At 30.4% G+C, this 15,310-nt stretch carries 14 protein-coding genes; all 14 read right to left on the bottom strand.

The genetic code is table 11. The features are described 5' to 3' along the window. Positions 1 to 137: 137 nt before the first annotated feature. The gene (locus T514_RS0122340; protein WP_027626726.1) at positions 138 to 2,903 is read right to left on the bottom strand and encodes a calcium-translocating P-type ATPase, PMCA-type; all 2,766 of its coding nucleotides are present in this window, start codon (positions 2,901 to 2,903) and stop codon (positions 138 to 140) included. 28 nt (positions 2,904 to 2,931) lie between these two features. Beyond that, entirely contained in the window at positions 2,932 to 4,230 is a 1,299-nt protein-coding gene (locus T514_RS0122335) for a TerD family protein (RefSeq protein ID WP_027626725.1), read from the bottom strand. 298 nt (positions 4,231 to 4,528) lie between these two features. Then, positions 4,529 to 5,143, bottom strand: coding sequence for a TerD family protein (locus tag T514_RS0122330; protein WP_027626724.1), 615 nt, complete (start codon positions 5,141 to 5,143; stop codon positions 4,529 to 4,531). 34 nt (positions 5,144 to 5,177) lie between these two features. Continuing rightward, positions 5,178 to 5,756 carry a TerD family protein gene (locus T514_RS0122325; RefSeq protein WP_027626723.1) on the bottom strand — a complete coding sequence of 193 codons (579 nt, stop codon included), beginning with the start codon at positions 5,754 to 5,756 and terminating at the stop codon, positions 5,178 to 5,180. 91 nt (positions 5,757 to 5,847) lie between these two features. Continuing rightward, positions 5,848 to 6,426, bottom strand: a complete 579-nt coding sequence (locus T514_RS0122320; protein WP_027626722.1) for a TerD family protein — start codon at positions 6,424 to 6,426, stop codon at positions 5,848 to 5,850. 586 nt (positions 6,427 to 7,012) lie between these two features. Next, the gene (locus T514_RS0122315; protein ID WP_027626721.1) at positions 7,013 to 8,128 is read right to left on the bottom strand and encodes a hypothetical protein; all 1,116 of its coding nucleotides are present in this window, start codon (positions 8,126 to 8,128) and stop codon (positions 7,013 to 7,015) included. Between the two features lie 4 nt (positions 8,129 to 8,132). Continuing rightward, positions 8,133 to 9,350, bottom strand: coding sequence for an ABC transporter permease (locus T514_RS0122310; RefSeq protein ID WP_027626720.1), 1,218 nt, complete (start codon positions 9,348 to 9,350; stop codon positions 8,133 to 8,135). Between the two features lie 2 nt (positions 9,351 to 9,352). Then, positions 9,353 to 10,216 (bottom strand): ABC transporter ATP-binding protein, encoded by an 864-nt coding sequence (locus T514_RS0122305; protein ID WP_027626719.1) that lies wholly within the window; start codon positions 10,214 to 10,216, stop codon positions 9,353 to 9,355. Positions 10,217 to 10,325: 109 nt separating this feature from the next. Beyond that, positions 10,326 to 11,438: a sensor histidine kinase gene (locus T514_RS0122300; RefSeq protein WP_027626718.1), complete on the bottom strand. Its 1,113-nt coding sequence runs from the start codon at positions 11,436 to 11,438 to the stop codon at positions 10,326 to 10,328. Then, complete coding sequence (locus tag T514_RS0122295; RefSeq protein ID WP_027626717.1) at positions 11,428 to 12,117, bottom strand: response regulator transcription factor; 690 nt, start codon at positions 12,115 to 12,117, stop codon at positions 11,428 to 11,430. The genes T514_RS0122300 and T514_RS0122295 overlap by 11 nt, the downstream gene beginning before the upstream one ends. A 263-nt stretch (positions 12,118 to 12,380) precedes the next feature. After that, positions 12,381 to 12,974, bottom strand: a complete 594-nt coding sequence (locus T514_RS0122290) for a hypothetical protein (protein ID WP_027626716.1) — start codon at positions 12,972 to 12,974, stop codon at positions 12,381 to 12,383. A gap of 134 nt (positions 12,975 to 13,108) precedes the next feature. Next, positions 13,109 to 13,513, bottom strand: a complete 405-nt coding sequence (locus T514_RS0122285; RefSeq protein ID WP_027626715.1) for a hypothetical protein — start codon at positions 13,511 to 13,513, stop codon at positions 13,109 to 13,111. Then, entirely contained in the window at positions 13,514 to 13,768 is a 255-nt protein-coding gene (locus T514_RS0122280) for a hypothetical protein (protein ID WP_027626714.1), read from the bottom strand. 567 nt (positions 13,769 to 14,335) lie between these two features. Beyond that, a complete protein-coding gene (locus T514_RS0122275; protein WP_027626713.1) occupies positions 14,336 to 15,094 on the bottom strand; it encodes a PBECR4 domain-containing protein in 759 nt (252 codons plus the stop codon). Between the last annotated feature and the right edge of the window lie 216 nt (positions 15,095 to 15,310).

The raw sequence follows: 15,310 nt of genomic DNA, 5'->3' as shown, positions 1-15,310 counted from the left end.
AAATTAACAACTCTGCACAATGTTATATTATTTAAAAGTGAGACCATTATATTTTATACTGGTCTCACTTTTAAAATGCATTTTCTCTTTTCTATAGAGCATTAAATTATTTAACAGTTACTTTTGTTATACTTTAACTAAGCAGCTACTTTTTCATTGTCATCTACTGACTTATTAGAATTTGTAAACTTTCTAAGTATAGCCTTTACTATTTCATTTATAACAATTACTAATGAAGATACTGCAATTACCTTAATCCACATACCAAAGCTTAATGGTACAGCATTGAAAAATCCTGAAAATACTTGAGTTATTATAAGTTGAACCAAAGCAGTTCCAGTGATTATCTGAAGTGCAATTTTATTTTTTGTAAAGTTAGGAATAATACTATCTGTTCCAAATTCTCTACAGTTAAATGCGTTAAATAAAGATCCGAATGCAAATAAAGCAAATAATACAGTCTTCATTTCGCTTGAACCATCCACTATCTTAGTTGATGCACCTAATGGATTTAAGGACATTTGAACTACAATTATTCCAGTCATATATAGCGCATTTAAAATCATGCTTGTAATCATACTCTTAGTTATTATGCTTGCATTTCTATTAACCGGCTTCTTCTTTAAAACAACTTCTCTTACTGTCTCCAATCCTAATGATAAAGCTGGAGGTCCATCCATTATAATATTAACCCAAAGCAACTGAATAGTTGTAAATGGCATATCAAAATTAAATAAAACTGACAGTATGGCAATTAAAAATGCTACTATATTAACAGTAATCTGAAACTGTATAAATCTTTGGAAGTTTTCATATATACCACGTCCCCATTTTATTCCTTGAACGATGGTACTAAAGCTATCGTCTGTTAGTATTATATCTGCTGAATTCTTACTAACTTCTGTACCCGCTATTCCCATTGCTATTCCAACATCAGCCTTAGAAAGTGCAGGTGCATCATTTATACCATCACCAGTAACAGCAATTACCTCTCCATTATCTTGAAGAGCTTGAACAATTCTCATTTTTGTATCTGGTTTTGAACGTGCAACTATAGCAATGCTTTTAATTTCTTCTCTTAATTCTTCATCTGATAATGTATCTATGTACGTTGCTTCTACAGCTCTTTTTTCATCATTAAGTAAGCCTAATTCTTCACCTATGGATATTGCTGTATTAATGTTGTCTCCTGTCAACATCTTTGTTTCTACTCCAGCCTTAGCTGCTGTTTCAACTGCATCTTTAACATCCACTCTAAGTGGGTCCTTTATCCCTACAAAACCTGTAAATACAAGTCCATTTTCCATTACTCCAGCCTCAGTGGTCATAGCTACTTCTTCCATAACAGTCTTATATGCAAAACCAAGAACACGCATTGACTTCTTCTGAAGCTTTTCTATCTCTGCTAGTATTTCATTTCTTCTTTTGTCTGTTATCCTTACAGTATTATCTTCTATATTTTCATAATGACATCCTTTAAGAATAACTTCTGGGGCTCCTTTTATAAGTATTGTACAAGCATTATCATTACAATGCATAACAGTAATCATTTTTTTATTCTTTGAATTAAACGGCACTTGATGAAGTATTTTAGCACTATTTCTATTTTTCATATAATCATGATCACGATGATGAAGTAAAAGAGCACATTCCGTTGCACTTCCCAAATAACTGATTTCATCATCCTTTACTTCTAAATGAGCAGTAGAATTTATTAAGCAATTTTCAACAAAGTAACTTTTATGCTCAGCTTCATCTTCATTAACATAACTACCATCTATATAAACAGCTTCAACAGACATTCTGTTCTGAGTTAAAGTACCTGTCTTGTCAGAACATATAACACTTACAGAACCTATAGTCTCACAAGCTTCTTTTTTAGTTACCAACGCATTTATCTTAGCCATTTTTTGCATAGTGATTGCAAGAGTTATATTAATCATAGTAGGTAGTCCCTCAGGAACTGCAGCAACAATTAAAGCTATACATACTATAAACGCTCGCTTAACAGGATCTATTGAATTAAGGAATGGAATTATTCCTGATGTATCAATATGCAAGGTTTTTGCCATAACAAGTTTTGTAAACATAATTAAGAACAATCCCAATGCAATAATACTTGATACTTTAGAGATTTTTCCTCCTAAGTCTCCCAATTTTATTTGAAGAGGAGTTTCCAAATCACCTTTATCCAAATTCTGTGCGATTTTGCCCATTTCTGAAGAGTCACCTGTTACTGTAACAACAAAGGTACCTCTTCCATAGGCAATAAGGGTACCTCCAAATACCATATTTATTTGTTTTGCAGGACTAGGATCCTGTATTTTCATTTCACCCTTTACATTTAAAGACTCCATTTCAACAATAGCTTCAGCGTCCTTTGCTACTTCTTCTGACTCGCCTGTTAGCATATCCTCACGGACTTTTAAATCAATGCTTTCAATTAATCTTCCATCTGCTGGGACCATATCACCAGTTTCTACAAATACAATATCTCCTGGCACAATTTCATTCTTATTTATTTGAACAATGTGCTCATTTCTTAAAACCTTAACTTGTATATTATCAGTCATCTTTGAAAGCGCTTCAGCAGCTTTCTTTGACTTTCCTTCAGTTACCATTCCAATAGCAATACCTATTGATACAGCACAAACTATTCCTATTGCATCATGTATCTCGCCAATAAGAGCACTTATTGCAGCAGCTACTAAAAGAATAATCATCATTGGCTCTTTTATACTGTCTAATATGTCCTCCCATATTGACCCCTCTTCTTGTTTTGTAAATTCATTATATCCATATTTCTCTATTCTTTTTTTAACCTCTATATCAGATAGTCCTTTAGAGTCATCTACCTGAAACTCTTTAAGAACATCTTTTATCTTTACATTAAAGTATTTCATTATTGTACACCTTCCTAAATTTTTCACTCTACTTACTTCCTAAAGTCCACTTCATATTCCATCTATAAGCTCTATCTAATTCAACATGTCCAGAATAATATTGAACTACTCTCTCTATTTTAAAGGCTACATCATTTTCATTAGTAACCATAGCAATTCCACACATTCTTTTATTTCTTCTATCATCATCTAATGGTACAACTATTTCCGAACTATCTTTCTGTTTAATTGTAACAACTCCATCTACCTGTTCCCAATTAGACACTCCTTTATAGATATAAGCAAAAATAAGTATCCTTTTCATTTTTGATAGAAACTTTCCATTTATCATTAAATTTTCACCTTCCACCACAGAACCACTTCTATCATCTTTATCAAGAAATATATATGGTGGGGTTGTATAACTTCCAAAAGCATTACCAAGAGCCTGAACGACACCTTTTCTACCATTCTTTAACTCAAATAAACAACCTAAATCAAGGTCTATCTTTTGAGCACTAACTAAACCTCCCAACAATCCCGATGTTTTTATCTTCTGCTGATTCCAATTTAAATTCACCACAATGTCTCCTAGTGTCTGTCCACTCTTCTTTTCCAGCTTAACAGTGTCCCCTTTTTTCTTCAACTCTATTTTACTCTTATTAATTTTAGTTTCACCTGATCTATTACCATGTGTTTCTACCTTCGGAAATATCTTTTCTTCTTTTCTTTTAGTACTATACTCATCTCTATTTATGGACTTAGGGTTATTCATATCTTTTTCTAATACCTCTACTCCAAATTTATGGCATAATGCTGCTAATCCTCCCACAAATCCACTACCTACTGCTCCAAACTTCCAGCTTCCATTTCTTCGATACAATTCTGCAGCAACTATTGCAGTTTCAACAGTTAGGTAACCGCTCATATCATATCTTATTAACTCTTCATCATTTTGGGCATTAAATACCTTAATTGAAACATAGTTTACATTACCAAAGTTTTGCCTCCTTTTTTCAGCATCATGTATTGTTATTGTAAATGATACTTTATCAATATCTATAGGTACTGATGACAACTTTATACTGATTCTTTCTTTTCCACTATTTGATGATGATATATTTCTACTATGTCTTATTGAGCCATTTCCTCCAACTGGATTATTATAAAATATAAAATCTTTTTCAGATTTCACCTTACCATTAGTGCTAAGTATAAATGCGGCTCCATCAATATCATACTCACCCTCATTATCCACTTTATAGTCAATTATTATATAGATTTCATTAATTTCTTTCACTATCTTTAGAATATCTATTTTTTCACCCTTCTGTATAGAAATAGACAAATTATGCACCTACTTTCTATGTTTAGATTATTCTATAAATATTCCTGCTTTGTTTTTAAAATAAACTTCAAATTTAATTACTATTTAGACTCATATAAAATATAATTGTATTTTCTTTATTAATTAATTCAGCTTTGTACATATCATTTGAGACGAAAACCTCATTTAGATTTCGCATCATAAATGGAAACATGCAAATCATTATAAATGAGGCCTGACAAAATTTTAAGTTTTACTTTTAAAATGAACTTTATGGAACAGTACTATCAAACTCTATATTAATTAAGTTTTAGTGATATTATAGATATTTATTACATACATCTACTATACTAGTGTCATTTGTTCCCTCGCCTATTGCTGCAAATTTCCATCCACCTTTATATCTATATATCTCTCCCACTAAAAGGCCAGTCTTTCCTGAATAGTTTTCAGAAAGATTATACTTTATAAGTTCTTGATTGTTAGCAGGATTGAATACTCTTATAAAAGCATTCTCAATCATTCCAAATTGCTGTTTTCTTGATATACAATCATATATTGTAACTGTAAATAGTATTTTATGAACTTCAGCAGGAACTTTTGATAATTCAACAAATATTTGTTCATCGTCGCCGTCTCCACCACCAGTTAGATTATCACCTGATGACCATACACTTTTGCAATCACTACATGGATTATTATAAAATACAACATAGTTTGGTCCTATAAGCTTACCATTTTCACCTAGCAATAATGCGGAAGCATCACAATCTATATCTGCTTCTCTTCCTCCAAATAATCCACCAAACATTCCACTACTTTTACTTTTACTTTCTTTCACTGGGTCCCAGCCAAGCCCAACTACTATTTTTGATAAACTATCTCCACTTTTTGCAAGATCTACTCTTTGTCCTTTTTGTAAATTTACACTCATTTTCTTGCCTCCATTTCTTTTCCCCGGTTTTTCATTAAACATTAATGCCAAAATTTAAACATAACGCTCTTAAGCCACCTTTAAAACCACTTCCTATGGCATTAAACTTCCATTCACTTTTATGTCTGTACAATTCACCTACAACCACAGCAGTTTCAACACTAAAATCTTCTCCAAGATCATATCTTATTAACTCTTCTCCTGTTTCTTCTTTAAAAATCCTTATAAACGCATTTGAAACTTGTCCAAAATTTTGTCTTCTTTCCTCTGCCTCATGAATTGTAACAGTAAATGCTACTTTACTAATATTTGATGGAATCAAAGATAGATCTACTTTTATTTGTTCATCATCCCCATCTCCATCCCCTGTAAGGTTATCTCCCATATGCTCAACAGCTCCTGAATTATGTATTAAGTTATTGTAAAATACAAAGTCTTCATCATTTAATACTTTTCCATTTTCACCTAGTAAAAATGCAGCTGCATCTAAATCAAATGCATATGAACCATCATATTTATTTGTATCCCAGCCAAGCCCTACACCAACTTTAACTAAACTTGCATTTCCTTTTGTTAAATCAACCTTTTGACCTTTCTGTAAACTAATTGCCATATATATCATTATCCCCCTATTATGCTTTAATTTAATAAATATCTAAAATATATAAATGTTCCTAGTTAAGATTTATATGTCATTTTTTAATCTATATGTTTATCCCAAAGTTACCGCAAAGTGCTGCAAGTCCACCTTGAAATCCACTTCCAATAGCATTGAACTTCCATTCAGACCCATTCCTGTAAAGCTCACCAACTATTACAGCTGTTTCAATGCTAAAATCTTCTCCAAGATCATATCTTATTAACTCTTTTCCAGATTCCTCATCATAGATTCTTATAAACGAATTCGAAACTTGTCCAAAATTTTGCTTTCTTGATTCTGCTTCATGAATAGTTACAGTGAAATCTATCTTGTGTATATTAGCTGGTACAGATGTAAGATCAACTTTAATCTGTTCATCATCACCGTCTCCAGCCCCTGTTAAATTATCACCTAAATGAATAACCGCTTGAGATGGATGTTTAGCATTATTATAAAATACAAAATCTGTCTCAACAGTTACTTTTCCATTTTCACCAAGACAAAACGCAGCTGCATCTAAATCAAAATCATGACCTCCATCATACTTGTTTGTATCCCAGCCTAAACCAACAATAACTTTTTTAAGTCCTGGATTAGTTTTAGTTAAATCTACTTTTTGACCTTTCTGTAAACTAATTGCCATATTACCTTACCTCTTTTCTTATTAATTTTTAAATCAATGTCTTCCATATTCACAAACATTGATAACCTAACCTTTAAGCTGTTAGGCCTTTATATTTTCCTCTACTGTAGCATAAATAGAAGTACACCACGTAAATCAAAATACCACAGGAAGGTTTTTAGCATATTGTCTCTTAGTAAAACTATCCAATCTGTATACCTATAAAAATAACTCTATCTTGTCATTACATGACATGAAATATATAAAAGTCATATAGATTTTCATATTTACTACATTATTCCTTCAATGAATTTTTTAAACTTTTTTATAAGTTTGTATCACATTTTAATTAATATTGTCAATTACTTGTATTCTTCATCGAAATGCAAATACCCTCTTTTCAACTGCATATTTCTATAAAAATCGTTCGTACTAAATTTACATCATTCGACTTATAATTACCATCCATCACAACTTCTATATCACTGTAAAAACATATCTTTTACAATTATAAAAAGGAAACTACAGTAATAAAAAATATCTTTTAAATAATAAATTATTTAAAAGATATTTTTGAAAAAACAAAAGCTATATTAAAATTCTTTCATTATATTTCATCTCTGCAAACCGCATGACTAAGCAGCATGCCAAATACAATAAACATTAAAACCATATCTAGCATAATAGCATATGGTCTCCAAAGCCACATGTCAAAACGAAATCCAGGTATCTCATATATCACCTGTGATGATGCCATTGGAAGAGCATTTAATATAAGTTGAAAGAATCTAAATGGTATTTTGACAAAGAAAGCCGTAATAATATAGAAAATATTCATCCCAATTCCTATTGCTATAGCTAAGGTTGTCTTTCCCGCCTTATAAGATATCCACCCCATAATTGTGGTTAAAGCCAACACTCCTAAAATTTCACTTATAAACATTAGAATTATTCCATCTCTTAATGTGAAGTTTCCTATAGAAAATAGTGTAATCACTTTGAAGCTGCTCTTCAAAGCCTGAAAACCTGTAGCTGAACCTAATATTAACATTGTGCCAAATGTTGCAACCAAAGTTAATAACAAACCATATATTATGACTGGTATAAGGCGAACACCCATCATCTTTTTGCCAAACTTTGTTGCATAGATAATTTCCATACTTCCATCTTCTATACTATCAGAATAGGTGGATGCTGCAAAAAATGTTACCATAAAGAGAATTACTACATAAATAATCTGCAGATTGTCAAGTGCTATGCTCCAATAATAACTACCTGGATATTTAATAAAAGGTGTTTTTACTTTATTCAGTTCTGTCAATGCTTTTCCATGATACTTTTGAGGAATTTTTTCTATAAGGGCCATAGATTTTTTTCTCCAGCACTCATAAAAATCTTTCCCATAAGCATCTGGAAAGTCTTTAACTCTGCCTTCAGTATACAACACCCCCGGATAACTGCTAATTAAACCATATATAAAAGATACAAGGGTTGCATATCTTATTTCTTCTGATTTTTCATCTCTTACCTTGCTAAGCCCAAGCCATAATTTACTTTCTGTCATTTCGCCAGAATAAATAGCCTCTTCTTTCAGCACTTCAGGTAGACTTTTCTCCCCGCCTAACAGTATTGCGCTTAAACCAACTGTTATAACGAATATGCCTATTATTGAAAAAAGAAGAAATTTAGTAAAAAGTCGACGTTTTAATTCCTGATATATCATCTCTTTATCTCCTTATATAGTTTATAACAGTGAATACTGTACTAAATAAAAATATAATTCCGCTTGCTGCGAGTGAAATCAACGGTATCCAAAAAGCTTTTCCCAAAACCGTTATGATTGGAAATTTTGTAAATCTAGGGTATGAAAATACTATTCCCCCTGGTAACAATATTCTAATTACATCTACAATAGAAGAATGCATATCAATAAATAAAGCAAACAGAAATGTTCCTAATACTGCTAATATTGAAATTCCCATTGCTTTTGATGATTTTTCGCATATAGACGAAATCCAAGTAGAAAAACTTGCTATAGTTAAAACCCCAATTAATCCCCAAACAAACAGTTTTCTAAGTAATTCACCTATGTTATAAGGAAGAAAACTTAGATTAACAATCTGCATTGATGTGTTTAAAGCATCCACAGGCAATAGCTGTTTCAGCATCACAACATAAACACCAACTCCACAAAGATATATAATAAACGCCATAATCCAAGGTATAACAATCTTTGCTACAGTGAGACTTTTCCTACCCCTCACTGTAGTAGTTATAATTTCATCTATTCCGCTTTCTTTGTCCTTTACTATCATTGAACCTGCAAAAATCCCCACCATAATTAAAATCACAAAAGAAAATAATTGTATATGTTCAATTCCTTCTCCCCATTGTTTGAATCCACTATAATAGGTGTAAGGTTTTTTCACCTTATTCCACATTGACAAAGCCAATATCTTTTCACTTTCATTATGTGCTTTCTTATCAATATAATTACGATAATATAAGTCTTCATTTTCATAAAAATGTCTTCCTGCATCCTTAGGAATATGCAAAATATTTTTTGTAGATTCCCCCCTTACCTCTCTCAATTCAATCTCTTGCGTAACCAATGCGTCAGCATAGATAGCATATTGCAATAAGTCTTTGTTCATCACAATATCTTCTTCATCGTCACCCTTTAATGAATTGAGAAACACATCACAACCTCTTTGAAATTTATCTTCAGTCATTTCTCCTGCGGTAACGTTTCTATCCTTAGCTGCCACTTCTATTGCTGCTTTACCTTTATAACCTTTGTAACATCCTGTCTGCATAAAATTTTCAACAGCTCCCCCTACGATAAACCGTGTCCATAGTACTGCCAACGTAATTGAAATTAGAACATATGTGGTTAGCCTTTTAAACCTAAACTGTCTTTTTAATTCTTGAAAAAATACATCCACTTTTATACCTCCTTCACCTTTGAAAGATAAAAGTCATTAAGAGAAGGTGAAACTACTTTACTATCTGCCAATGGAGTATCTGCAACATAACGAATTGTAACCCGACCACCACCTTCATTACGGAAATTCATAATTCTATATTCATTTTCTAGCCTCACCACATCATTTTCTTCAACAATTGTCTCAAATACATTACCTCCAAGTGTTCCAATTAAAGAATGGCTTTCTCCTGCTGCAATCACTTTACCTTTTTCCATAAGTACAAGATAATTAGCAATAAACTCAATATCTGAAACAATATGTGTAGACAAAATAACAATTTTTTCTTTGCTTATTTTAGCTAAATATTGACGGAATTTTCTCCTCTCTTCAATATCTAGCCCAGCAGTAGGCTCATCTACAATTAAAATCTCAGGATTATTTAGCATAGCTTGACATATCCCAACTCTACGCTTCATACCTCCTGAAAGCTTATCAATATTCTTCTGCCTAACTTCTGATAAATTAAATTGATTTAATAATTCACCGATTCGTTCATTTCTTAATTTCTTATCAATGCCTTTTAATGCTCCAATATAATTGAGAAAATCCTCAACTGATTGGTTTTTATCATATCCAAATTGCTGAGGTAAGTACCCTATTTTATCCAAATAGGCATCCCCTAGTTCATCAATACTCACACCATCTAACATTATTTTTCCCTTACTAGGCTTCATATTTCCAACCATCATTCTCATCAATGTGGTTTTTCCTGCACCATTTGGCCCTAAAAATCCCCAAATTCCTGGAGTAAACTCAATATTTACATCATCAACAGCCTTTAAATCTTTAAATTTCTTAGAAATATTATGAACAAATAATTTCATATCTTTTTCCTCCTTATCAAGACAACAAAAAACCTTTCTTTTATCCTCAGTATAACTAAGATAAAAGAAAGGTTTATTCATAATTTATTTAGTGTTTATAAAGATTTTATTAAGAATTAGGCAGAGTAATAATAAATACAGTATGTCCATTCTTGCTTTCCGCGTCTATTGAACCCTGATGCTTTTGTACAATTTCTCTGGCAATTGCCAAACCAAGTCCTGATCCAGCGGCTTGGCTTCTTGACTGATCTCTTCGATAAAACTTTTCAAATATAAGTTTTAATTCCTGCTCACTTATTACATCCCCATCATTTTCTATAAATAATTTTATACTATTTTCTTCTATTGTCCCATTTATTTTTATAATAGAATCCTTATGACTATATGCTATAGCATTCTTTAATAAATTGTTTAACACTCGAGCAAATAATTGACCATCTACATAAATCATCATACCATCAGGCAGATTTATATCAAACTTTAAGCTTTTCTTCATAAGTAAAGGATATAGTTCTTCAGTCAACTGTTCTAAGAAAAATTTTGCATCCAATGAACTTTTGTTCAAAGGAATTTCTTGAAGATTAAAGCGAGTGATATCAAAAAACTGATTGGTTAGATCCTCAAGACGATAGGATTTTTCTAAAAGTTTTTTTATATAGCTCTGCCTCACATTCTCTGGAACCTCAGATTCCTCCAAAATTGTAAGATAACCAATAATACTTGTTAATGGAGTCTTTAAATCGTGCGCTAAATAAGTTACAAGATCATTTTTCTTGCTCATCTCCATTAACATCTCCTGCTTTACAAGTTCATTCTCGCTTATAATTTTATTTATTTGAGAATCAATTAGTTTTAGTTCTTGAACTTTTTCAGGTATCTCTCCTTTGGTTAGCAAAGATATTCTTTGCTCTAACTCATTTATTATCCTTTTTTGTTCTTTATTTTGTGAGTATCTTGATGTCCAATAAACAACAATCTCTAAAAGAACAAAACCTCCAATAGCCATATCGGTCAATATTCCTCTAAGTCGTGGCCAATAAAAGGTTCCCCTGGTAATCTCCATACTTCCACAAAACAACACCTTTTCTCTGTCAAATAACATTGTTCTTTCAAAATACTCTGCTACAGTTCCTTCCAATTTATTATCAATAAATAACATTAACCCTATAAACACACAAAATGATAAAATATAATAATTCCATTTCCATTTCTTACGCTTCAATTATATACCCTACCCCCCAAACAGTTTTAATATATTCTGGATGCTCAAAAGAATCTTTCATCTTTTCTCTTAAATTTCGAACATGAACTGTTATTGTATTTGTAGATTTCGAATAATACTCATGCTCCCACAATAAATGAAACAATTTTTCTCCACTTAAGACTTGTCCTTTATTTAATAATAATATTTCAAGAAGATTAAATTCTGTAGGTGTTAATTTAAGTTCTTTATTATTTAAATTAACCTGCCTACTCTTCCTCTCTAATATTAACCCTTTATAATATATAGTATTATCATCCCTTATGTCTTCACCATATTGCTTATATCGTCTAAGCTGTGCTTTAACTCTTGCTAAAACTTCTAAAGGATTAAACGGTTTAGTAATATAATCATCTGCACCATAAGTAAGTCCTATTATTTTATCTTGATCTGCTGTTTTTGCAGTGATCATTATTATAGGATAGTTATACTTAGTGCGTATATTTTTACAAATATTTAGCCCATCTATATCTGGCAGCATTAAGTCCAAAATAACTAAATCTGGCTTTTTATTTTCAAGAATCTCAAAAGCTTCCTTACCATTTTCCGCTTCCCATATTTCGAAGAATTCACCTTCAAGATAAATTCTTAATATATCTCTAATGTCTTTATCATCTTCTACAATTAAAATCTTATCCATATAACTCCTCCATATTATTGATATCCAAAACTTATACTAGCGTTTATGCCATATAAGTATAATTATATCAAATGTAACTATCATATCCACAATATTTTGCATCTTTATCATGTTAACCATGGATTTATTACCATATGAAGTATTTAAATTATTAGTAATCCATATACCACTATTAACTATATTTATTCATTACTTTTAACAATAATAAAAGCACCTACATTAAAGTAAGTGCTCTATCACTTGTATTATAAAATAAGCTTATATTATCTAATAGTATAGCTAAATTCTTTGTTATTTAAATTTATAACAACCATCAATGGTTTATTATCTTTTTGAACTTCTTCAGGAACTTCAGCTATGAAATGAATTATTCCCTTTTTCAGCGGTTCTATTGATGTTATGTTTGTATAAGTAAAATCTGTACCACCTTTTTCCTCTATTGTAGAGAATGTTTTATACTCATATTTATTATCATAAATCACCTTAACTGATAAAAATTCACTAGATCTTCTTCCTTCTGTCAAAAGACTTTTTATGTCTATTGTGGTGTCAAGATAGATTGTCCCAGGCTCTTTAGCTTCATAATAAGTATACATATCTCTTGGGTTAGGTGGATTAATTCTCTTTCCAAATTTAGTATTAGTTATTTTAAATTCACAATAATTCTCTATTTTATTTATAGTATCTTTTTTAATGGATTGAAATTTAGGTTCTTCTTTTTTAGCTTCATTTTTACTTGCTTGAGCTTTTTCCTCTGCATTATTTTTAGAAGTTGTTTGTGTAGAATTTCCTGTTCCACATCCACTCATTGTTATCATGAATATTACAATAAAAATAGTGCTTAATATTTTTTTCATGCAACCACACCTCCAGTTATATTATTCTAATAATAACAAATTATACATAATTTTTCAATATTCTCTTTTATTATCTAACATTACTTTTAGATAATAATAAAAGCACTCCATTCAAGAGTGCTTAAACCTATATTCTACTCAACTAATATATTAACTATTTTATAAGGGTATTCTTGTTTTTCCAATATAATTAAATAATCTTTATCATATGCTTGAAATGTTAACCCATTCTTCACAATGTGATTCTTCACAATCTTATCCTTCACAATCTGAATTGCTGTTAATTTTTTTAAAGGTATTTCAAATCCGTTTTCAAGGGAAATAAACAATACCCTTTTATTAGTTATAAATAAGCTACCATTAGTAAAACAATTTACATTTGTTCTTATTGCTTCTGAACCACCTCTATAATTTACTTCTGATGACCTGCTTTGATAGACAACAACTTCATTTTTAGTAATTATTCTCTGAGCTTTTGAACCATAATGGCATATTTCATTAGGTTTGTATATAAATTCATTTGTTTGTATAGTTATCAACTATCCTGATTCAATTTTAGCTAAGTCCTCATCACTTAAATAAGGATTATTCGCCTTACTAGTTAGTTGTTCCATATATCTTATACAGGAATATATAATATATACCAAGCCGAATGTAACCATAATCATCATTATTCCTATGTATTTGTTATTAGACTTAAATGAACATATACTTGCGGAAAATGTTATCAAACTTATAATACTACATATGAATATTGATAAACAATATATGATTTTTTTTATAATTTTACTCATAATATCGCCCCTGCTAAATCATATTAATAGTAACAAATTATGGTGTATTTTTCAATATTATCATATATTTTTTTCTCATCAAAATACTTTGATTCTATTTCTTCAAAATAAACATTCACAAGCTCTGCAACATATCATTTATAGAAAAAGCATATAAAAAAGTGGAGTAAAACAAATCCGAATACATGATTTAAGGCACTCTCACGCTTCCCTATTAATCGAACTTGGTTTTACTCCACTATTATATTGATTTACAAAGCTTTATATAGATTTTATCTTTTATTCCCACTCTACTATTGAAGTTTATCTTGCCTTAATAACTGCTTGTTATTGAGGCTTTTATTATTTATTTTACTTCTATTATTTGAGATGATTAAGGTATTTGAAAGTTAATAGAATCATCTTAGAATCACTATAACATAGATTTTGAAGTCTCTTTTCTATTAATGAGATTTCCAATATAAATATAAGATAAGTTGCAAATAATTCTCTTTTTTACAACTCGTAGATATAAAATTCTAAATATCAAACAATGTAAAAATTTTAACTTATCTATTTAGTCTTATTCTAATATGTAATTCCATTAATTTTACAATGAATTGTTTCCTCTATCGCAATCTCCTTATAATATCTTTCGTTTATACTATCTAACAATAAGTTACTCCCATTACGTTCAACAGATAGTAAAATTTCTTTCTTTTGATCTCTAGTATACGAATATGTCTTCTGTTGAACTAATTTTGAATCTTTATCAAATGCTAAAACATTTTTAATAATCTCTATATTTTGGGAAGGCATGTACTTTTCTTTTTGTAATTGAGTCCCACTACTTTCGTCAATCCATGTACAAAAACAATACTTTTTTAATTTACTTTCAGCATTTAATAATATATCTGTGTTTTCAATCCAACCAGTCATGTAACCTAATTTTATATCTACTAACAATAACGAAACATTACTTAATTTAGTTGAACTCAAAGTCTCATTGTAATTAACAGCTAGTGGGCCTGCATTATGCCAGAATATATCTGTAGACTTCATAAAATTTAAAGCTTTCTTATACATTTTTGAAGTAGTAGCAATATTATTAGGTATTATTTTATTTGATACTCTTATACCACTTATTATATCTTCATATAGCCTGTTTGGATTCCTGTAACCATTTGATTTATATACTGCTTTATTAATACCCATCAAATGAGGAAAATTGCCTTTTTCAGCAACCAACACAAAACCATTTCCATAAAAAGTCGTTATTATATAAAATTTCTCCATATATTCTGTTTTATAAAAGCTAGCGCACTTTTGTATATTGGTTATATCCATATTTTCTCCTTAAACGAAATAAAAACTCCCGTTAAGGAGTTTTTACCAATGGCTACCGTTCACGATTATTTTTTTAACAGGGGAGTGCCCGAATCGGCCATTACGATTTCCTCAGCTAGTGAGCCTGCATTTATATTATTTATTTTCATAAAAATTAATATACATCCAAAAACATTTAATTAAATTGATTATTTTACTTGTTAATATTATTATACT

This window comes from Clostridium lundense DSM 17049, from assembly GCF_000619945.1.
Lineage (GTDB): Bacteria > Bacillota > Clostridia > Clostridiales > Clostridiaceae > Clostridium_AO > Clostridium_AO lundense.
The sequence above is the reverse complement of the archived record's forward strand: the minus strand, read 5'-3'. Positions and strand labels throughout refer to the sequence as shown.

What these genes read in the sequence shown, in the direction of transcription:
- T514_RS0122340 (WP_027626726.1), bottom strand. Translation starts at nt 2,903, where the DNA reads ATGAAATACTTTAATGTAAAGATAAAAGATGTTCTTAAAGAGTTTCAG.
- T514_RS0122330 (WP_027626724.1), bottom strand. Translation starts at nt 5,143, where the DNA reads ATGAGTGTAAATTTACAAAAAGGACAAAGAGTAGATCTTGCAAAAAGT.
- T514_RS0122325 (WP_027626723.1), bottom strand. Translation starts at nt 5,756, where the DNA reads ATGGCAATTAGTTTACAGAAAGGTCAAAAGGTTGATTTAACAAAAGGA.
- T514_RS0122320 (WP_027626722.1), bottom strand. Translation starts at nt 6,426, where the DNA reads ATGGCAATTAGTTTACAGAAAGGTCAAAAAGTAGATTTAACTAAAACT.
- T514_RS0122315 (WP_027626721.1), bottom strand. Translation starts at nt 8,128, where the DNA reads ATGATATATCAGGAATTAAAACGTCGACTTTTTACTAAATTTCTTCTT.
- T514_RS0122305 (WP_027626719.1), bottom strand. Translation starts at nt 10,216, where the DNA reads ATGAAATTATTTGTTCATAATATTTCTAAGAAATTTAAAGATTTAAAG.
- T514_RS0122295 (WP_027626717.1), bottom strand. Translation starts at nt 12,117, where the DNA reads ATGGATAAGATTTTAATTGTAGAAGATGATAAAGACATTAGAGATATA.
- T514_RS0122290 (WP_027626716.1), bottom strand. Translation starts at nt 12,974, where the DNA reads ATGAAAAAAATATTAAGCACTATTTTTATTGTAATATTCATGATAACA.
- T514_RS0122280 (WP_027626714.1), bottom strand. Translation starts at nt 13,768, where the DNA reads ATGAGTAAAATTATAAAAAAAATCATATATTGTTTATCAATATTCATA.
- T514_RS0122275 (WP_027626713.1), bottom strand. Translation starts at nt 15,094, where the DNA reads ATGGATATAACCAATATACAAAAGTGCGCTAGCTTTTATAAAACAGAA.